General features: G+C 54.9%; 16 protein-coding genes. 13 read left to right on the top strand and 3 right to left on the bottom strand.

From position 1 onward, the window contains the following. Positions 1 to 58: 58 nt before the first annotated feature. Positions 59 to 583, bottom strand: a complete 525-nt coding sequence (locus GN112_RS05570) for a hypothetical protein (RefSeq protein WP_155309325.1) — start codon at positions 581 to 583, stop codon at positions 59 to 61. A gap of 213 nt (positions 584 to 796) precedes the next feature. Here GN112_RS05570 and GN112_RS05565 point away from each other — a divergent pair, with 213 nt between their 5' ends. The 9 genes from GN112_RS05565 to GN112_RS05525 all read left to right on the top strand — a co-directional run bounded on the left by GN112_RS05565 (position 797) and on the right by GN112_RS05525 (position 10,799). After that, positions 797 to 1,615, top strand: a complete 819-nt coding sequence (locus tag GN112_RS05565; RefSeq protein ID WP_155309324.1) for a phosphate ABC transporter substrate-binding protein — start codon at positions 797 to 799, stop codon at positions 1,613 to 1,615. Positions 1,616 to 1,884: 269 nt separating this feature from the next. Next, on the top strand, positions 1,885 to 2,778 hold the full coding sequence (gene pstC, locus GN112_RS05560; RefSeq protein ID WP_155309323.1) for a phosphate ABC transporter permease subunit PstC: 894 nt from the start codon (positions 1,885 to 1,887) through the stop codon (positions 2,776 to 2,778). Then, on the top strand, positions 2,778 to 3,758 hold the full coding sequence (gene pstA / locus GN112_RS05555; protein WP_231716943.1) for a phosphate ABC transporter permease PstA: 981 nt from the start codon (positions 2,778 to 2,780) through the stop codon (positions 3,756 to 3,758). Before pstC ends, pstA begins: the two co-directional genes overlap by 1 nt. A gap of 216 nt (positions 3,759 to 3,974) precedes the next feature. Continuing rightward, positions 3,975 to 4,772: a phosphate ABC transporter ATP-binding protein PstB gene (gene pstB / locus GN112_RS05550; protein ID WP_155309322.1), complete on the top strand. Its 798-nt coding sequence runs from the start codon at positions 3,975 to 3,977 to the stop codon at positions 4,770 to 4,772. 76 nt (positions 4,773 to 4,848) lie between these two features. Continuing rightward, positions 4,849 to 5,508, top strand: coding sequence for a phosphate signaling complex protein PhoU (gene phoU / locus GN112_RS05545; RefSeq protein ID WP_331457512.1), 660 nt, complete (start codon positions 4,849 to 4,851; stop codon positions 5,506 to 5,508). A gap of 47 nt (positions 5,509 to 5,555) precedes the next feature. Next, the gene (locus GN112_RS05540; RefSeq protein ID WP_155314147.1) at positions 5,556 to 6,245 is read left to right on the top strand and encodes a response regulator; all 690 of its coding nucleotides are present in this window, start codon (positions 5,556 to 5,558) and stop codon (positions 6,243 to 6,245) included. Positions 6,246 to 6,310: 65 nt separating this feature from the next. Beyond that, positions 6,311 to 8,095, top strand: a complete 1,785-nt coding sequence (locus tag GN112_RS05535; RefSeq protein WP_155309321.1) for a sensor histidine kinase — start codon at positions 6,311 to 6,313, stop codon at positions 8,093 to 8,095. A 140-nt stretch (positions 8,096 to 8,235) separates the two neighbouring features. Then, positions 8,236 to 9,462 (top strand): HDOD domain-containing protein, encoded by a 1,227-nt coding sequence (locus GN112_RS05530; protein WP_155309320.1) that lies wholly within the window; start codon positions 8,236 to 8,238, stop codon positions 9,460 to 9,462. A gap of 14 nt (positions 9,463 to 9,476) precedes the next feature. After that, positions 9,477 to 10,799 carry a sensor histidine kinase gene (locus GN112_RS05525; protein WP_155309319.1) on the top strand — a complete coding sequence of 441 codons (1,323 nt, stop codon included), beginning with the start codon at positions 9,477 to 9,479 and terminating at the stop codon, positions 10,797 to 10,799. Positions 10,800 to 10,939: 140 nt separating this feature from the next. Here GN112_RS05525 and GN112_RS05520 read toward each other — a convergent pair whose 3' ends face one another. Beyond that, the gene (locus tag GN112_RS05520; protein WP_155309318.1) at positions 10,940 to 12,388 is read right to left on the bottom strand and encodes a glycoside hydrolase family 2 TIM barrel-domain containing protein; all 1,449 of its coding nucleotides are present in this window, start codon (positions 12,386 to 12,388) and stop codon (positions 10,940 to 10,942) included. Positions 12,389 to 12,691: 303 nt separating this feature from the next. Here GN112_RS05520 and GN112_RS05515 point away from each other — a divergent pair, with 303 nt between their 5' ends. The 3 genes from GN112_RS05515 (at position 12,692) to GN112_RS05505 (ending at position 17,062) form a co-directional block, all read left to right on the top strand. Further along, positions 12,692 to 15,316, top strand: coding sequence for a glycosyltransferase (locus tag GN112_RS05515; RefSeq protein ID WP_231716942.1), 2,625 nt, complete (start codon positions 12,692 to 12,694; stop codon positions 15,314 to 15,316). Positions 15,317 to 15,714: 398 nt separating this feature from the next. Continuing rightward, positions 15,715 to 15,897: an FmdB family zinc ribbon protein gene (locus GN112_RS35120; RefSeq protein ID WP_155309316.1), complete on the top strand. Its 183-nt coding sequence runs from the start codon at positions 15,715 to 15,717 to the stop codon at positions 15,895 to 15,897. A 364-nt stretch (positions 15,898 to 16,261) separates the two neighbouring features. Further along, the gene (locus GN112_RS05505) at positions 16,262 to 17,062 is read left to right on the top strand and encodes an inositol monophosphatase family protein (RefSeq protein ID WP_155309315.1); all 801 of its coding nucleotides are present in this window, start codon (positions 16,262 to 16,264) and stop codon (positions 17,060 to 17,062) included. A gap of 23 nt (positions 17,063 to 17,085) precedes the next feature. On the opposite strand, the gene GN112_RS05500 is transcribed toward GN112_RS05505, so the two are convergent. After that, a complete protein-coding gene (locus tag GN112_RS05500; RefSeq protein WP_155309314.1) occupies positions 17,086 to 17,256 on the bottom strand; it encodes a hypothetical protein in 171 nt (56 codons plus the stop codon). A 127-nt stretch (positions 17,257 to 17,383) separates the two neighbouring features. On the opposite strand from GN112_RS05500, the gene GN112_RS05495 reads away from it, so the two are divergent. Beyond that, positions 17,384 to 18,844, top strand: a complete 1,461-nt coding sequence (locus tag GN112_RS05495; RefSeq protein WP_155309313.1) for an aminoacyl-histidine dipeptidase — start codon at positions 17,384 to 17,386, stop codon at positions 18,842 to 18,844. Positions 18,845 to 18,851 lie beyond the last annotated feature (7 nt).

The following is an 18,851-nucleotide window of genomic DNA, read 5'->3' as shown; positions in this document are numbered from 1 at the left end:
GGAGTTCCGGAAAGGAGCGTCATCCAGGCCGGCGCCCAAAGGTGATTGGGTTATGATGTTAATTTTTCCGTAGCCAGTCAACCGCATGCCCGGCGTCGCGAAATACCTTATAGCGGCTGGGCAGACCGGCTATCTGGGCAAAGGCGACAAAAAGCTTGCCCAGTCCGATATTGATTTGACCGGATCCGACCAGGGCGACCTTTCTGGATGGCTGCCCTAAGGAAATATCCCCCAGGCGGTCAACAAGCCCCTTAATATCTGCAGTGGTCATTTTGATCCGGGTGACGCTGGAAAAATCCCACAACGCCTTATCGGTCAACGGCTCACGGAGGTATTGAATCGCGTGCGTGGCGATCTCGCCGGCCGCCACTTCACCGGAGACCCGAAAGAGCGTGCAGCCTGCTTTGGTTTCGACGGAAATCATGTTCCCGGGGCATTCCTTTGAAGATGTCGCTGCTGGATTGGCAAATTCGATACCTATAATTGTATACGAAAATGGTCCGCAATGTCCAGCATCCGATACCTGAAAAAAACGATGGTCCGCAGCACCATGACCATCCAGATGAGAAAAACCGATCTCCACACCTTTCTGAGCAAGAGTGAAGAAAAATGCGGCTCATGCAAAACTAACTGTCCGCTAACATAATCCTAACAATTTCGGTCTACTTTGCCTTCGATCGAGTTGGTTGGGATTGCCTATTAAACAGGCAGGTTAACAAAAACCTAATCCAATCCTAACCAAAATCTAACAATTGGCAGATAGCCTATGCCCCCATTGAACGGAGGAGAAAGACCCATGAAAAAATTGTTTCGCGTGATCGCAACCGTTGGTGCCGCCCTGACCCTTTGTGCCGCCACCGCTTCGGCCGGCAACCTGGTCATCAAGGGATCCACCACGGTGCTGCCCATTTCGCAGCTTGCCGTCGAAGCCTACATGAAGGCCCATCCGGATGTGAACATTTCCCTTTCCGGCGGCGGTTCCAGCAACGGCATCAAGGCCATCATCGACGGCTCCACCGATATTGCCAACGCGTCCCGCTTTATCAAGAACAAAGAAGTGGCCCTGGCCCAGGAAAAAGGCGTCTATCCGGTGCCTTTCGCCGTTGCCTACGACTCGATCATTCCGATCGTGCATCCGAGCAACAACCTGACCAACATTACCCGTGCACAGCTCAAAGACATTTACATGGGCAAGATCACCAATTTCAAGGATATTGGCGGTCCCGATTTGAAAATCGTGGTCTGCTCCCGCGATACTTCCTCCGGTACTTATGAAACCTGGGAGGGCAAGGTCATGAACAAGGAACGCGTCTCTCCCGCTGCTCAGGTGATGGCCTCCAATGGCGCCATCGTTCAGGCGGTCTCCAACAACAAATACGCCCTCGGCTACATCGGCATCGGTTACGTCAACGACAGCATCCGGCCACTGAAGGTCGATGGGGTCGAAGGCACCAAGGAGAGCACCCTCAACGGCACCTTTCCCATCAGCCGCCCCCTGTTCATGTTTACCAACGGATGGCCCAAGGGCGATACGCTGAACTTCGTCAACTACATGCTGCATCCCGAAAAAGGCCAGAAGCATGTAGAGGCGGCCGGATACGTGCCGCTGTATTAAATCGCTTCCATCGAGCGCTTCCTCTGAGAGCCTGTTTGACAAATCCGTCTAAGGCCCGCTAACGGCGTTGGAAAATGTCTCAAAATGCTCACATATTACCTATATGCTCCGCTTTCGAGCCACTTTCCGCCTTGTTATCGAGCCTGATCCAGACTTCTCAAACAGGCTCTGAAACACAGTCCGCCGGCCCGATTTCCGGTGGACTGTGCACGTGTTGCGATGCGAAAACCCTTCAACCAACCCCATACCCAGCAACAGGCAGGCAACCGATGGCCAACCGCCGCCAGACCACTGAACGATCGATGCAGGCGCTTTTTTTCATTATCGCCACGGCATCCATCAGCATTTTGTTTCTGATCATGCTTTTCCTGTTCAAGGAGGGCTTGCCGATTTTCAAAACCGTCTCGGTAACGGATTTTGTCTTCGGCAAATACTGGTACCCCACCTCGGATCCGGCCGATTTTGGCATTTTCCCCCTGATTGTCGCCTCGGTGGCGGTGACCGCCGTATCCGGGGCGATTGCCGTGCCCCTGGGCGTGATGACGGCCATCTACCTTTCCGAAATTGCCACTCCCCGGGTGGGCGAAATCGTCAAACCGGTGGTCGAGCTTTTGGCGGCCCTGCCGTCAGTGGTAATCGGTTTCTTCGGCATGGTGCTGGTGGCGCCGTTTCTGCAGAGGATTTTTGACATCCCCACCGGTCTGAACCTGTTCAATGCCTCCCTGATGCTGGCCTTCATGTCCATTCCGACCATCTGCAGCATTTCCGAGGATGCCATTCACAGCGTACCGGGTGCGCTGCGTGAGGCGTCGGTGGCCTTGGGGGCCACCGAACTGCAGACCATCGTGCGCGTGGTGGTTCCGGCATCGCTGTCCGGCATCAGCACGGCCATTATCCTGGGGCTTTCCCGGGCCGTCGGGGAAACCATGGTGGTACTCATGGTGGCTGGTGGTGCGGCCATGCTGCCCGGTTCGATTTTCGACCCGGTGCGGCCCATGCCGGCCAGCATTGCCGCCGAGATGGCCGAGGCGCCGGTCGGGGGAGAGCACTACTATGCCCTGTTTGCCACCGGCATCGTTCTTTTCATCTTTACCATGCTGTTCAATATTGTGGCTGACCATATCGCCCACCGCTACTCCCAGGTGGGGGAGGCGTCCCTGTAATGAATTCGCTACTGGTTTCCGATGTGACGCGGAAAAAAACAGCCGGCGACCCGATCGCCGTGCCAAGGATACAGGTCAAACCCATGTCGAGCACCCCACACCCCTTTCCCGGCGTCAGCGCGGCATACGACAAACGGCGAAAGCGGATCCAGAATCTATTTTTCGGCCTTTTCCGGGGGGCGGCGGCCATCAACGGCATCGCCCTTCTGGTGATCATCTATTTCATGGTGGCCAACGGGTGGCGGGCCATCAGTTGGGAATTTCTCACCCAGCCGCCCATGGAGTCGATGACCAAGGGGGGCATCCTGCCCTGTATCGTGGGCACCTTCTGCCTCAGTTTCGGCGCCATCATCGTCGCCCTGCCCATCGGGATCGCTTCGGCCATCTACCTGAAGGAATACGCCCGGCCAGGCAGAACCGTGCGTCTGATCCGCCTGGGGATCAACAATCTGGCCGGCGTTCCCTCGGTGGTGTTCGGTCTTTTCGGGCTGGCCTTTTTCGTGGTAATTCTGAAAATGGGCGTGAGTATCGCCGCCGGTGCCCTGACCCTGGGGGCCATGTCCCTGCCGGTGATTATCGGCTCTACCGAGGAGGCGCTCAAATCCGTTCCCGATACCTACCGCGAGGCCTCACTCGGGCTGGGGGCCACCAAGTGGCAGACCATCTGGCGGGTGGTCCTGCCGTCGGCCATGCCGGGGATTCTTACCGGTGCCATCCTGGGCATCAGCCGGGCGGCCGGCGAAACGGCGCCGATCATGTTTACCGGCGCGGTGTTTTTTACCCCCAAATTGCCCAGCTCCATTTTCAACGAAGTCATGGCGCTGCCCTATCACATCTACGTATTGGCCACGGCCGGCACGGAGATCGAGAAAACCCGTCATCTGCAGTATGGGACCGCCATTGTTCTGATCGCGCTGGTACTGGGAATGAATCTTCTGGCCATCATCTGGCGATCCCGGTTGCGCAAGAACCTGCAATGATCGGCGTTGCCGATACCCATTGCCTTAGGATCGGGGATGAAATTAATTGAACGTAATTGCGCCGGGCTTGTGTTCGTCTTCAAGGCGCATCAAGGGTTGCATACCGGGAGTATGTGGCCGTTGATGCAACGCGGAAGACGGGCGCAAGAACAAGCAATTTCATTTAATTAATAAAATTCCCGATCCTTAACACCGATTCCGGTTAGGATGCATACCATGAACCGTCCTGCACAACAGGAAGAACCGAAGACCACCCGCACGGACATCAAGATGACTGCGGAGAATCTTGATTTTTATTATGGCGACTTCAAGGCCCTGCACGGGGTTTCGATGAATTTCAAATCTTGCGAGGTAACCGCCCTGATCGGTCCCTCGGGATGCGGCAAAAGCACGTTTTTGCGTTGCCTCAACCGGATGAACGACCTGATTCCCATCAGCCGGGTGGAAGGGGCCATCACTCTGGACGGGGAAGATATCTATGCCCCGGATGTGGACGTGGTCATGCTGCGTCGTAAGGTGGGCATGGTTTTTCAGAAGCCCAACCCTTTCCCAAAATCGATTTTCGACAACGTGGCTTACGGGCTTTGGGTGAACGGGGTCAAGGACAAGGCGTTTGTCCAGGAGCGGGTCGAAGAGAGCCTCAAACAGGCGGCCATCTGGGACGAGGTCAAGGACCGGTTGCAGGCAACGGCTCTGGGATTGTCCGGCGGTCAGCAGCAGCGTCTGTGCATTGCCCGGGCCCTGGCGGTAAAACCCGAAGTGGTGCTGATGGACGAGCCGGCCTCCGCCCTGGACCCCATCGCCACCCAGAAGATCGAAGAGCTGATTCATCAGCTCAAGGAGACCTATACGATCATCATCGTCACGCACAACATGCAACAGGCCGCCCGGGTCTCCGACGTAACGGCGTTCTTTTACATGGGCAAGCTGATCGAAGTCGGCGAGACCGACACGATTTTCACCCGGCCGAAAAAGAAACAGACCGAGGACTACATTACTGGCCGTTTCGGTTGATCCCCGGCCCATCCCTTGTGCGGCATGCCGCCTTAGACCCAACGGTCCATAATCGCACCACAAAGGAATTTTGATCGTGAAACACTTTCAAAGAGAACTGGATAAAGTCAAGAAGATGATCCTCTCCCTGGGCGCGCTGGTCGAACAGGGGGTGCACCGGATCAAAGCGGCCATCGAGGAACGCAATGTGGTTCTGGCCAGGGATATCATGCGCTTGGATCACGAAATCGATGAAATGGAGGTGGAGATCGAGGAGGAGTGTCTCAAGATCATTGCCCTGCATCAGCCGGTGGCCGCCGATTTGCGCTTTCTGATTGCGGTGGTCAAAATCAACAACGACCTGGAGCGCATCGGCGACCAGGTGGTCAATATCGCCCAGCGGGTGCAGCAGATCGCCAAACAGCCGGTGGCCCCGTACCAGTTCGATTATTCGGTGATGGCCGAAAAAGCCGAAACCATGCTGCGCATGAGCCTGGACAGCCTGGTCAACCAGGACCTCGACATGGCCATCGAGGTTCTCAAACTGGATGATGAGGTGGACAAACTCAAGAACGAGGCCTATGATCGCATCAAACAGGCCATGGCCGACGGCGCCACCAAAGATATCGGCTACATGATCAACCTGTTGCTTATTTCCCGACATATCGAGCGGCTGGGCGACCATGCGACCAACATTGCCGAAGAAGTGATCTACATGATCGAGGGTGAGATCGTGCGGCACGGAAAACTCGATTGATGGCCGTCGAAGTCCTTGCAACCCCCATCCCATCAAATGGTAATCGAATGAAAAAAGAGAAAATATTGGTGGTGGACGACGAGGAGGACATCCTCGAACTGGTCCGCTACAACCTGGCTCGTGAAGGATATACGGTGGTGTGTGCCGCCTCGGGGGAAGAAGCGCTCCAGGCGGCTGAAGCCGAACCGTTGGACCTGATCATTCTGGATCTGATGCTGCCCGGCATCGATGGCCTCGAAGTGGCCCGGCGGTTCAGGCAGAACTCACGCACCAAGGAGACACCGATCGTCATGCTGACCGCCAAGGGGGAAGAGGCCGATGTGGTCGCCGGCCTTGAACTGGGCGCCGATGATTATGTGACCAAACCCTTTTCACCACGGATTCTGATCGCCCGCATGCGCGCGGTGATCCGGCGGCGCAGCGGGCTTTCCGAGATGAACGGCGATGTGCTGAAGGTTCGGGAACTCGCCATCCATCCGGGGCGTCGCCATGTGACGGCCAACGGTCAGTCGCTGGACCTGACGTACACCGAATTCCAGGTGCTTTTTTTCCTGGCCAAAAGGCCGGGATGGGTGTTTACCCGTACCCAGATCGTGGATGCCGTACGTGGTGACGACTATCCGGTTACCGACCGCAGTGTGGATGTTCAGATCGTGGGCCTGAGAAAGAAACTGGGCCGTTTCGGTCACTATATTGAAACGGTCCGCGGTGTGGGCTACCGGTTCATTGAAAGCTGACATGCGAGCCACCAATATTTTACAAATCCGTCAACCCTATCTTCCCTCAAAACCGATTGACTCCGATGAATAAGAAAAAACGCCTCATCTATCAGCTGTTTCCTTCCTACCTGCTGATCACCCTGGTCTCCTTGTTTGCCGTGAGCTGGTATGCGCTCAGTTTTACGCGTCAGTTTTACCTGGACCGTACCCAGGCGGATTTGGAAGTCAGCGGCCAGATGCTGAAAAAACAGGTGATGCGCCTGCTGCGTCCGTTGGATGCGGCGGCGTTGGACCGGCTCTGCAAGGACGCCGCCGGCGAAACCGTGAAGCGGGTGACCGTTATTCTCCCCGACGGGAATGTGGTGGCAGATTCCGAGGAGTTGCCGGCCAACATGGCCAACCACATGGATCGTGAGGAGATTCGCGACGCCTACCAGGGTACGCTGGGGGTCAGTGTGCGATTCAGCGAGACACTGCAGCAAAAGATGATGTATGTGGCCCTACCGTTGGTGGCCGATGAGAAAATGATCGGTGTCATGCGCACGTCCATTCCGGTGACCGCCATTGATGAACGCATTGGTGTGATCCGCTCTCGTATCGCCATCGGCGCCCTGTTGGTGGCCCTGTTGGCCTCGGGGGTCAGCTGGGCCGTGTCCAAACGCATCACCACTCCCATCGAGCGCATGCGCGAAGGTGCCCGGCGATTTGCCGACGGTGACCTTCTCTATCGCCTGCCGATTCCCCGGACGCGCGAGTTTTCAGCCCTGGCGGAGACCATGAACCGCATGGCCGACCAGCTCCGTCACCGTATGGAGGAGATGACCAACCAACGCAAGAAAACCGAATCGGTGCTGGCCAGCATGCGTGAGGGGGTGATCGCCACTGATCTGGATCAACGGGTGATCAGCATCAACCCGGCGGCGGTGATGATGTTCAATGTGTCCACCGAGAAGGTCAGTGGACGCAGCATTTTGGAGATTATCCGGAACCACGATTTCCAGACGCTGATGGATCAGAGTCTCGGGACAGGGGAAAGCCTTGAATCCGATATTGTCCATCTGCAAAATGGCGAACAGATTTTTAATGTGGCCTGCACCCCGCTAATGGATGCCGTTGGCAAGCGGCTCGGCGGGTTGGTGGTGGTCAATGATGTGACCCAGTTGCGCCGGTTGGAGAACATGCGCCGCGATTTTGCCGCTTCGGTTTCCCATGAGATCAAAACCCCCCTGACGGCCATCAAGGGGTTTGTGGAAACGCTTTCCAGCGGCGATCTGGAGAACCGTGAGGAGACCCGCCGTTTTCTTGATATCATCGAAAAGCACGTCAACCGATTGGCGGCCATCATCGAAGAACTGATGCAACTGTCGCGTATCGAACGGGATGACGAGGTCCAGCAGATCGGCACCGAAAACTGCCGTATCGAGTCGGTGCTCAATACGGCCATCCATCTGTGCCACGAGGCCAGCCAGGAGAAGAGCATTGCCGTGAAGCTCGCCTGCAAGGCGGATCTTTGCGGACTCTTTGATGCGACTCTTCTGGAACAGGCAGCCGTCAATCTGCTGGATAACGCCATCAAATACAGTCCCGAAGACAGCGTCATCCGGATCGAGGCGCTGAAAAACGGGGACCAGATTGAGATCCGATTTATCGATCAGGGACCGGGTATCGCCAAAAAGCATCTTTCCCGACTTTTCGAGCGTTTTTACCGGGTGGACAAGGCCCGCAGCCGCAAACTCGGGGGCACCGGCCTGGGATTGGCCATTGTCAAGCACATCGCCCAGGCCCACGGTGGTAGGGTTACCGTTGAAAGTGAATTGGAAAAAGGCAGTACCTTCACCCTGCACCTACCGGTCAGGAACAAAATTTAATCCCGCATACAATCCCACCAGGCTTGAAAAACATGGTCAAGTATTAGTGCATTATGACGATACTGCAACGTAGAGGCGATAATATGTAATTCAGTGCCGCCTGGCGAGGCATTGGACCAAAATTGATCAGGCCGGATTCCATGGGCTACATTGCAGTCGAAAATTTGAAGCAAGGGATGGTCCTGGACGCCGATGTCCATGACTTGAATACCCGCTTGCTGCTGTCCAAAGGACAGAAAATAGCTCAAAACCATATTCGGATATTAAAAATATGGGGAGTCGCGGGTGTCAGCATCGTCGGAAGCACAGACGAAAAGGCCACCGATCTTCCACCTCTGGATGATGAACAGGTCGCGATGGTAAAAGCGTCCATCGACCTCGTCTACAAGAAAGCCGACCTCAATCACCCAATATTGAAAGAAATTTACAAAAACGCGTTGATCCAGCGAATAAAAGGCACATTCGGGGATAGCCATGCATTATCCTGCCAAATTTTACCGGATGGCCAAACGTTGGGTAAACCTGAAAAACTTAAAAAACAGATTGATCAAACCGATATCAAACTGCCGGATGCACCGACGATCATTTCAGAACTGAACCAGGTCATTGCCGACCCATTGGCAACCTCGAACGATGTCGCTCAAGTTGTTTCCAGGAGCCCCAGCCTGGCCGCCATGCTATTGAAAATTGTCAACTCCGCATATTATGGCTTTCCGTCCAAGATTGACCGCATATCCCGTGCCGTGACCATTATTGGAACGAAAGAAATCAGCGGGTTGGCCCTCGGCATCTGTGTTATGCAGGCGTTTCAGGATATTCCCGATGATGTCATGAACATGGAGGCGTTTATCCGTCATAGCCTGGCTTGTGGTATGGTATCGAGAATACTGGCGGCCCAGAACAATATGGCGCAGACCGAACAGTTGTTTGTTTCGGGATTATTGCACGATGTCGGCAAATTGATTTTATATAAATATTATCCGGAGCATGCAAAAGCCTGCCTGGGAGTGGGTTTTTCTTCCGACACATCCATATTTCAGGCCGAGAAAAAGATCCTTGGATTGAGCCATCCCCAAGTTGCAACGGTGTTACTGAAAAAATGGAACCTTCCCGGTGATTTGACTGCCAACATCGTGCACCACCACGCACCCGGCAGCGCACCCGATCCAAAGACGGCAGGGATCGTCCACGTGGCGGATATCATTGCCCATGGACTCGCTATCGGCAGCAGTGGTGAGCGATCCGTCCCCCATTTTGACTGTTCTGTTCTGGGTCAAGTGGTGAAATCCAAGGAGAGCATCAAAATGGTTTTTCGTCAAATTGTTCATCAATTCGGACCGATGGATGCCATTTTCAGTAATCAATAATCGGAGTTCGTTTTATGGTCACGGGCGAAAAAGCGATGTTGAATGGGGACCCTCAAGAAGACCGCCTTCGGTCTATTCACAATGCCCTTGAATATGCCCTGACGTTGGGTGACTTTCAAGAAGAAGTCAGCCGTGAATGCACACCCGAAGCGATCGCAGGGGAAACGATCAAACGCATCAAGCGCATCATTCGCTTCGATTCCTGTGCCATCTGTCTTGTGGATGAGAAGACGTCCGATTTGCAGATTTGCCAATGTATGCCGGTTGATGAAAAAGCTTTTCTGGAAGCGGAACTGGCGTTTATGATCGATAATGGATTCGTTGCCTGGGCGATCCGTGAACGGCGGGGGATCACGTTGAATTCCAAGGACGGTCAACGTAAAGTCCTGCTCCATGTAATGGCAACCTATGCGCGAATCAGGGGGCTGTTTATCGGGATTTTTCCGTCTCAAATGTCGAATCTTAACACTGCTTCATTGGAAATTGTATCCATTATCCTTCGTAATGCATCCAATGGCATCGAAAGCCTAATCTATTCGTCAATGCTGCGAAAACAGCAGCAGGACCTGGAAGATGAGGTCGAGCGGAAAACCCGTCAACTGCTCCAATATGAAAAACAGCTGTTAACGGCCCAGAATATGGAGGCCATCGCTGCATTGGCTGGGGGAGTCGCTCACCAGTTCAACAATGCGCTTCAAGTATTAACAGGTAAGATTGATCTCATATCCATGTTCGCCGATGGAGACGCCAAGGTCATGACCCACATCGAGCGAACCCGTCCGGTCATTGAACGGATGTCAAGTTTGACCAGTCAACTGCTGGCCTACGCACGCGGAGGCACATTTATCGCCAATCAGGTCATGACCATCAACACTCTGTTCACCGAAATCGTACCGGAAATCAAACGCGCCATCAAAGCGACGGTAGACCTGCAGGTTGACCTAGCTGATGAATCCACCACCGTTAACGTTGATCTGATTCAGATGCGGACGGCCATCCTGGCCATCATCGCCAATGCGGATGAAGCGATTCCTGAAAAAGGGCTCATTCGGATCAGCAGCCGGCTGTTTCCATGGAACGATCTACCGGAAGAGATGAAAAACGAACTCGCACCCGGCGAATATATGTCCATTGCCTTCGAGGATAACGGGTCGGGAATGGATGGCGATACTTTGCGCCGGCTGTTCGAGCCTTTCTATTCAACCAAATTTCAGGGTAGGGGATTAAGCATGGCCGCGGTCTCCGGTATCGTCAAACGCCATAAGGGCTGGATCCATGTTGACTCGCAAACGGGAAAAGGAACCCGCATTCAACTCTATCTGCCCAAGTCTGCCTGACAACATATCCGTCCGTTGCAGGTTTCTTCCTTTGTATCCAAATCCAAATTCAAAAAAATAATATCCTTAAGTGGGGCTGCAAGGTGAGACGCAAGCCGGTTTTGACCTTCACTGCATTGCTTGTTTTCGTTCTTCGAGACTTACGACGGCGGTATCGACGTGTTGTTTTCCGGAACAGGCGGGTTGGTGTCGGCTTTTAATGATGAAGGGATGTTTACTGCAAAAGGGAAATTGGCGGTGCCGACGTGCCCGTTCTGATCGAGGACATAGACAAACAACCGGTATTCACCGGATTTGTTCGGCGCATTGAACATAAATTCCGGGAAATGCCCGTCAACCACATCACCCAGCACACCGGGGAGGGGCTCATGGGCGCCGCCGATGCTGAGTTCGGATGGCTCCTCCATTATTTGCCAGACATAGCGCAAACCGTCATCATCCGGATCGGATGCCGCCACCCGGGCGACAAAGGCTTCGCCGGGATTGAGTCGGACATCCCCGCCGGCCACCTTGTCGTTAACGGTCATGGATGCCACCGCCGGTGCCTGATTGGCCGGCCAGTGTCCGGACCAGTTGAAGTGCATCGCATCCACGGTAGGGCATGAGGCCGCTAGCATCTCACCGCCGGGCAGATTTTCGATAAACATACTGTACCAGGTGGGAGTCCGTTCCTGCTTTTGCCCCCAGAGGAACACATAGGAGCCGATGCAGCGGTCACGGTTGTCTAGGATGTTTTCCCGGTAGCGGTCGATGTGGTACCGGACTTTTTCCGCGCTGGTGGGTTCAATGGGACGTCCCCAGACCGTACGGCGAGCTTCCCAATGGCCGTCTACCCCCCACTCGGTGATGATATAGGGGCCGTTATACGCGGTGCTGTCGATCATCTTGCGAACATCGGAGAGCGCACCATAGGCATTGATGCCGACCGCGTCCAGACTTGGGGCGTGAACGGCGATATTCGCCACCGACAGGTGATCGAAGGCAACGACGCTGATGACGGGGTGATAGGGGTCCTGGCTTTTTATGAGCCGGGCCAACTGCTCGACGAACTGCCAGGCTTCCGGGGTATTGGCCCCCTGCAGGTTGATTTCGTTGCCCAGGGCCCAGATCAACAGCGCCGGATGGTTTTTGTGATTGTTCAAAAGACGTTGGACTTCATCCACTTTGCGTTTTCTGTAGGCACCATCCAGATAGTCCGATCGCTTGTGGGAAAGCCAGATGCCCAACATGACGGTCATTTGCTGGCGATCTGCACGGTCCAGGATTCCGCCGGCATCATGGCTGGCCCAGGTACGGACCGAATTGGCTCCGGATTCGGCCGCCATGGTTAAATATTGCCGACCGCCGATGCCTTTAATGAAATAGGGATGGCCGGCGCGGTACAGCCGGTAACCGTTTTCGTCACGTTGGATGGAAACGGGAATCGGCCCGGAATCGTTTTCCGTTGTGACCGGTGACGCGATTTCCGGCGATGGCACCATCGGGGCGTCCGAGGCGCGGCCCGTACCCGCAACGATATCCGATATCAGCAGGCAAAGGCCGATCATCACAAAAAGACGTTGTTTTTTAGAGGCAAGGCGCTTAAACATGATTTCTGGATCTCCTTGCTCCAGGGAATTTCCTCGGCTTATCGATCATTTCCGCGGCCTCGTGAACGTCTCTCAGCCAACCGAGAGGCTCTGTTATTGATGAGCCATTTTTTACGAATTCGTCACATTGTTGTTATCGTTCCCTGGGCAAAAAAACTTGAGGGCGTTGCAAAGCAATGATGGTGGTTTTGAATCGTTTTGCGGCAAGCGAGGAGGCCGTTTCGGCCAGGTGCACGGATTAATCGGGTTGCGGTCTATGCCCGTTAAGATAGACAGATGGGAAGGGATGTAGCAGGTATGAGGATGTCCACTGTGCTTATCGCTCTGGCCATTGCGATTCTGGCCGTCAGTGTATGGGCCCTGGCCAATCGGCCGGAGCAGGAGCCACCCTGGCCCCCGCGCATTCAGGGGTTCTCTTTTTCACCGCTCCACGAGGGGCAGAGTCCGCTTGAAAAGATCTATCCGGACGAAAGCGACATCGAGTCCGACCTGGCGTTGCTGGAGGGGAAAACTCATGCCATCCGTACCTACACGGTGGAGGATAAGCTGTTCCGGATTCCTGAAATGGCCAAAAAATACCACCTCAATGTGGCCTTCGGCGTATGGATCGACGGAAACCACGAACGCAATCGCAAAGATATGCAGATCTTTCTTGAAACCGCAGCCCGAAGCACCAATATCGTGCGGGCGGTGGTGGGCAACGAGGCGATTCTGCGTGGGGAGTTGACCCCAGAGGAACTCGCCGTGTACCTGGACGAGGCGCGGGCCGCCCTGGATGTCCCCGTGAGTACGGCCGAGCCCTGGCATGTGTGGGTCAAGTACCATGAACTGGCCGAGCACGTCGATTATATCGCGGTGCACATGCTGCCCTACTGGGAGGGTGTCCATATCGACCGGGCCGTGGATTTCGTAGTCGAAAAGATAGACCTGCTCAAAGAACTGTTTCCGGGCAAGCCCATCATCATCGCCGAGGTGGGCTGGCCCAGCAACGGCCGCACCCGACAGTCGGCGGTGGCCTCGCCGGCCAACCAGGCGGTGTTTCTCAGGCGGTTCCTCGATCGCGCCCAGCAGGAAAATTACATCTACTACATCATGGAGGCCTTCGACCAACCCTGGAAACGGGACACCGAAGGTGCCGTGGGCGCCTACTGGGGTGTTTATGACGTGGCCCGCCAGGAAAAGTTTCCTTTCACCCGGCCTATTGTGCCGATTCCCAACTGGACCCGGCTGGCCGGTCTGTCGGTCTTCATCGCCTTGATTACGTTTGCCGTTCTGTTGATTGACAGCCATTCCCTGAGTGACCGGGGGCGGGGGTTTCTTGCCGTGCTGGTGTTTGCCGCCGCTTCAGGGGCGGTGTGGGTGGTCTACGATTATATCCATCAGTATCTGACCGTGGGAACGGTCATTGTGGGGCTGGTGATGATCAGCGGGATGATCGGCGTCATCGTGGTACTGCTGACCGAGGCCCATGAGTGGGCCGAGGCGCGCTGGATCATCCGTTTGCGGCGCTCTTTCCGGCCCGTGACCCTCGACGATGACCAATTGCCCATGGTTTCCATCCATGTGCCGGCCTACAACGAGCCGCCGGAGATGGTGATCGATACCTTAAATGCCCTGGCCACCTTGGATTATCCCCGTTTTGAGGTCCTGGTGGTGGACAACAACACCCGGGATTCCGGGGTATGGAAGCCGGTGGCCGAACATTGCCACAGCCTGGGTGCCCGCTTCCGTTTTTTTCATGTCAACCCGCTGGCGGGGTTTAAGGCCGGCGCGTTGAACTTTGCCCTCTCACGGACCAACGCCGCCGCCCAGATCATTGCCGTGATCGACAGTGATTACCAGGTGGCCCCCAACTGGCTCAGGGATCTGGTGCCCCAGTTCAAGGAACCCAAAGTCGGGATCGTACAGGCACCCCAGGATTACCGGGACGGGGAATTAAATGCTTTCAAATCGATGTGCTATGCCGAATACCGGGGATTCTTCTTTATTGGCATGGTGACCCGCAATGAGCGTAACGCCATCATCCAGCATGGCACCATGACCCTGATCCGGCGGTCGGTCCTGGAATCCATTGATGGCTGGAGTGAGTGGTCCATTACCGAAGATGCCGAGTTGGGGCTGAGGATTTTCGAACACGGTTATGAGGCGGCCTACATTCCCCGTTCCTATGGGCGCGGACTGATGCCCGACACCTTTGCCGACTACAAAAAACAGCGCTACCGCTGGGCTTACGGGGCCGTGCAGATCCTGCGCCGGCATGCCAAGTTCCTGTCCGGCAGCAAAAAAAGCCAACTGCGCAACGGACAGCGCTATCATTTCATTGCCGGCTGGCTTCCCTGGCTGGCCGACGGCGCCAACCTTTTTTTTAATGTGGCCGCCCTGTTGTGGTCCCTGGCCATGATTATCGACCCCCTGCATATTGATCCGCCACTGGTGATCTTCTCGATTTTGCCACTGGCCCTATTTACTTTCAAAATCGGTAAAGTCGTCTACCTTTATCGGACCCGCGTAAATGCAACCCTGGCACAGACCGTAGCGGCCGCGGCCGCGGGGCTGGCACTTTCCCACACCATTGCCAATGCGGTGCTGGCGGGCTTCGTTACCCGTGACAAGCCATTTTACCGAACTCCCAAAATGGCCAAAACAGGCAAACTGTCGCTATTGACACAGTCGCTGATGGTTTCCCTGGAGGAGATTTTCCTGCTTGCCGCCATGCTCAGTGCAGCCACTACGATCGGTCTGCTGCAGAAAATGGACACTCTGGATATGAACCTGTGGGTCATTGTGCTGGTGGTTCAAGCCCTGCCTTACGCCGCCACCCTGCTGGTTGCCCTGGTCAGTGGGTTTCCGTGGATGAGAGGCCGCTTTCTGCATTGGCGGCCGCAGCAGCAGGAGACGATTAAAACCGTTGCCAATAGCGAGGGATAAATTTCGTTAATGCCAACCCGGGATGCGGTGGATGCACGGCGTCATGGCGATCGCAAGTAAAATCAAAAACCGGCCGTTCCTGAACACGCACCATTCCCGAAAGTGGAAAAATGCCAAATGCCAAAGCCCAAATGTCAAATGAAGGATGAAATCGATTTCAAAATAGATAGAATACCACCATTTGACATTTTTCATTTGGTCTTTGACATTCATGGACGCTCTAATTTTAGGAAGAAAAGCAACCCGGAAATCTACATGCGATTGCCCTGTGCACGGCGTGATCGGAGCTTGACATGCCTATCAAAGGGGATTAAATTAAAAGATTGATCGGGCGATTGGTTTCAACTTCAAACAGTCGGCCCGGACAATCTCATCACAGATTCAGAAAGGACAGACAGATGCCGGTTTACGAGTTTCAGTGCAAGTGTGGTCACATCACCGAAGAACTGGTCAGAATGGATACACAGACGATTGAGTGCCCCAAGTGCCACCAACAGGCAAAAAAAATCATTTCTGCCTGCAGCTTTGAATTAAAAGGCGGTGGTTGGTACGCAGACGGGTACGCCTCATCGAAGAAATAACCGGCGTGCCCCGATCACCGTTGGGAAGTCTCGGGGCAGAAACCGCTCTTTTCCCGCCGGACATCGTATACAGTCCTGTCACCACTATTTGAAAACACACCTGACATTCAGGCCCGCTCGTATGCAGGCACCATGGTCCAGAAGTCCTCTTCTTCTGACAACGGCGACCCGTGTTCGGGGTATGGCACGCTTTTCCTATAGTTTTTAAGATAATGTTTTTGGCAAGGCCAGAGGGAGGGAGCCGTATTGTAATACTGCGACGACCGATAACGCAGCCCAAAAACATTATCTTGAATGCTGTATATCCTTGCTCGGCCATATCCGTTTGCCATGAAAGCCATCCACCCAATAACCAGGAGATGCTATGACAAAGGAGCCAAGCCATGGGATCGAAGCGTTGACGGCGTTTGCCCTCAACGCCATTCGCGGTGCCGGACAAATTGCGCTGGAGAGTTTTAGCAAGGGCGGCAGCGCGGCCAAGTTTGACGAAGGCCTGATCACCCGGGCTGAGCTTCAGATCAGTCAACGGTTCAGACAGGGCCTGGATCAATCCTATCCTGATCACCAGATGTTTACCAGTCGGACCCCGGATACACAATACACCCACGACAGCCGCCGATACCTTTGGATTTTTGATCCCATTGACGGTGTGGACAATTACCAGGCTGGAATTCCCATATGGGGCATGTCGCTAGCCCTTTTCGAAAATTTTTGGCCCGTATTCGGTGCGTTTTATATGCCCGCCACCGGCGACCTGTTTTATGCCCAGGCCGGGGGCAAGGCGTACTGGGGAGAACGGGAGATCCGGATGGCTGACGACCGCGCCATCGATGACGAAAGCCTGATGTTCACCTTTTCCAGATTTCACCGTTACTATTTATCCGAGTTTCCAGGAAAGATCAGAAACCTGGGCTGTACCGGTGCACATCTATGCTATGTGGCCATGGGCCGGGCGGATATAGCGGTTACGGCCAACGAAACCTTTCAGGATCTGGCAGCCACCCGAGTGATCGTCGAAGCGGCCGGCGGGCGGATCTTCAAAACCAGCGGTGAAAAATTTTATCTCAACGATTACTTGAACGGTGAACGGATTGAAGAACATCTGCTGGTTACCGCGCCCGGAAACTGCCAGGCACTATTGGATTGTCTGCAAAAACGAAGCTGATGCCTGCGGATCTTAATAAACGCTTAGCCGGTATCTTTTTTATTCACCGCACGCACGTTCTCCGCACGGTAGAGAAACACACAGATGCAAAGACCTGCGGCAAACAGGCCGCAGAATAGCAGAAAGCTATCCGCGCCTCTTTTCCAGGCAAGAAAATAAACAAATGCGATGATGATCAGGAGTTTGGTGTTCATGGGACGAAAGGGTTTCCTTTATTTCCACCAGGGTTTCATTTAGTATCGGCTTTTTTTCCCATGCCTTGACCGGCTTTTTTTAGGCGATTTCTTATCCGCCAATCGCCTAAGCGTAGGAGATTGAACCATGCATAAACCGACCCGTGCGGTGATTGACTATTTTGAACAGATTAACCAGCATCCGCGATGCTCAAAACAGGAGCAGCAGATTTCGCGTTGGCTCACGCAGTGGGGGGGGCAGAGAGGATTGACGGTTTTGTCGGATCGGATCGGCAACCTGATCATTCAGGTGCCGGCCAGCCAGGGCTTCGAAAAGGCCCCCACCATTATTCTACAGGGACATATGGACATGGTTTGCGAAAAAGACGCCGGTTCGGCCCACGATTTTTTTAAGGACCCGATCCGCATGGTTGAAGATGGGCCCTGGTTGACCGCTGTCGAGACCACCCTGGGGGCGGATAATGGAGTCGCCATCGCCATGGCACTGGCCCTGGTGGACAACCCGACCATCGCCCACCCATCCCTGGAACTATTTTTTACGGTGGACGAGGAGACCGGTTTGACCGGTGCCCTCGGGATGGACCCGGGATTGCTTTCAGGGAAAATACTGGTCAACCTGGATTCCGAGGATGAGGGACTGTTCGTCGTCGGATGTGCCGGCGGGCGGGATACCACCATCCGGCGACCCCTGGCGTTTCAGCCGGTTGACCGTGGATACGAGCTGCTTTCAGTCTCTGTCGATGGCCTGCAGGGAGGACACAGCGGTCTCGATATTGCCAAACATCGCGCCAATGCCAACAAGCTGATGGCGCGCCTGCTGGACGCCGCCATGGCGACCGTCCCCCTTCGCATCGTATCAATCAGCGGAGGCACCCGAAAAAATGTGATTCCACGAAACTGCAGGGCGCTTTTGGCCTGTCCCGGTGATCAGGCGGCGATGGTGGCGTCCACGGTCAGCTCGCTTGCCGACACGATCCGGAATGAATATTTGGCAACAGATTCCGGGTTGACCATTCAATTGGATCAACAAGGACCGGCCGCTGAACCATGTCGCGGTATCACTGAAAAAGATTCAGCCCTGCTGGTTGAACTGCTCTTGGCCCTGCCCGACGGGCCCATCGAAATGGATGCCCAACTCCCATTACTGGTGCAGACGTCAGCCAATCTGGCCATGGTGTCCATCGAGGACGAAACGCTGTCGGTCATAACCAGCCAGCGAAGTTCAATCCCGTCCCGGCTGGGTGCCATTTGCCGGACCGTCGAGGCGGCCGGTCGACTTGCCGGTGCCCGGGCCACGACCGATGCGGGGTATCCGTCGTGGCCCATGAACCGTGATTCCGCATTGCTCCAGCGTTGTACCACCCTCTACCGGGAATTGTTTGCCACCGACGCAAGGGTCGAGGTGATTCACGCCGGACTGGAGTGCGGGGTTATTGGTGCTCACTGTCCGGGAATGGATATGATTTCCATGGGGCCGACCATTGAAAATCCCCATTCGCCCTCGGAGCGGCTCTATTTGCCGTCAGTCGAAAAAGTGTGGCGTCTGCTGGTTGCCCTGTTGGAATCCTTCGGTAATAACGGCCAATGAAAAGGCA

The sequence above is a fragment of the Desulfosarcina ovata subsp. ovata genome (assembly GCF_009689005.1).
Lineage (GTDB): Bacteria > Desulfobacterota > Desulfobacteria > Desulfobacterales > Desulfosarcinaceae > Desulfosarcina > Desulfosarcina ovata.
This window is presented reverse-complemented; position numbering and strand designations above follow the sequence as displayed.

Bases quoted from the DNA above. Each gene is read 5' to 3' on its own strand.
- GN112_RS05565 (WP_155309324.1), top strand. From the start codon at position 797: ATGAAAAAATTGTTTCGCGTGATCGCAACCGTTGGTGCCGCCCTGACC.
- pstC (WP_155309323.1), top strand. From the start codon at position 1,885: ATGGCCAACCGCCGCCAGACCACTGAACGATCGATGCAGGCGCTTTTT.
- pstA (WP_231716943.1), top strand. From the start codon at position 2,778: ATGAATTCGCTACTGGTTTCCGATGTGACGCGGAAAAAAACAGCCGGC.
- pstB (WP_155309322.1), top strand. From the start codon at position 3,975: ATGAACCGTCCTGCACAACAGGAAGAACCGAAGACCACCCGCACGGAC.
- GN112_RS05540 (WP_155314147.1), top strand. From the start codon at position 5,556: ATGAAAAAAGAGAAAATATTGGTGGTGGACGACGAGGAGGACATCCTC.
- GN112_RS05535 (WP_155309321.1), top strand. From the start codon at position 6,311: ATGAATAAGAAAAAACGCCTCATCTATCAGCTGTTTCCTTCCTACCTG.
- GN112_RS05530 (WP_155309320.1), top strand. From the start codon at position 8,236: ATGGGCTACATTGCAGTCGAAAATTTGAAGCAAGGGATGGTCCTGGAC.
- GN112_RS05525 (WP_155309319.1), top strand. From the start codon at position 9,477: ATGGTCACGGGCGAAAAAGCGATGTTGAATGGGGACCCTCAAGAAGAC.
- GN112_RS05520 (WP_155309318.1), bottom strand. From the start codon at position 12,388: ATGTTTAAGCGCCTTGCCTCTAAAAAACAACGTCTTTTTGTGATGATC.
- GN112_RS05515 (WP_231716942.1), top strand. From the start codon at position 12,692: ATGTCCACTGTGCTTATCGCTCTGGCCATTGCGATTCTGGCCGTCAGT.
- GN112_RS35120 (WP_155309316.1), top strand. From the start codon at position 15,715: ATGCCGGTTTACGAGTTTCAGTGCAAGTGTGGTCACATCACCGAAGAA.
- GN112_RS05505 (WP_155309315.1), top strand. From the start codon at position 16,262: ATGACAAAGGAGCCAAGCCATGGGATCGAAGCGTTGACGGCGTTTGCC.
- GN112_RS05500 (WP_155309314.1), bottom strand. From the start codon at position 17,256: ATGAACACCAAACTCCTGATCATCATCGCATTTGTTTATTTTCTTGCC.
- GN112_RS05495 (WP_155309313.1), top strand. From the start codon at position 17,384: ATGCATAAACCGACCCGTGCGGTGATTGACTATTTTGAACAGATTAAC.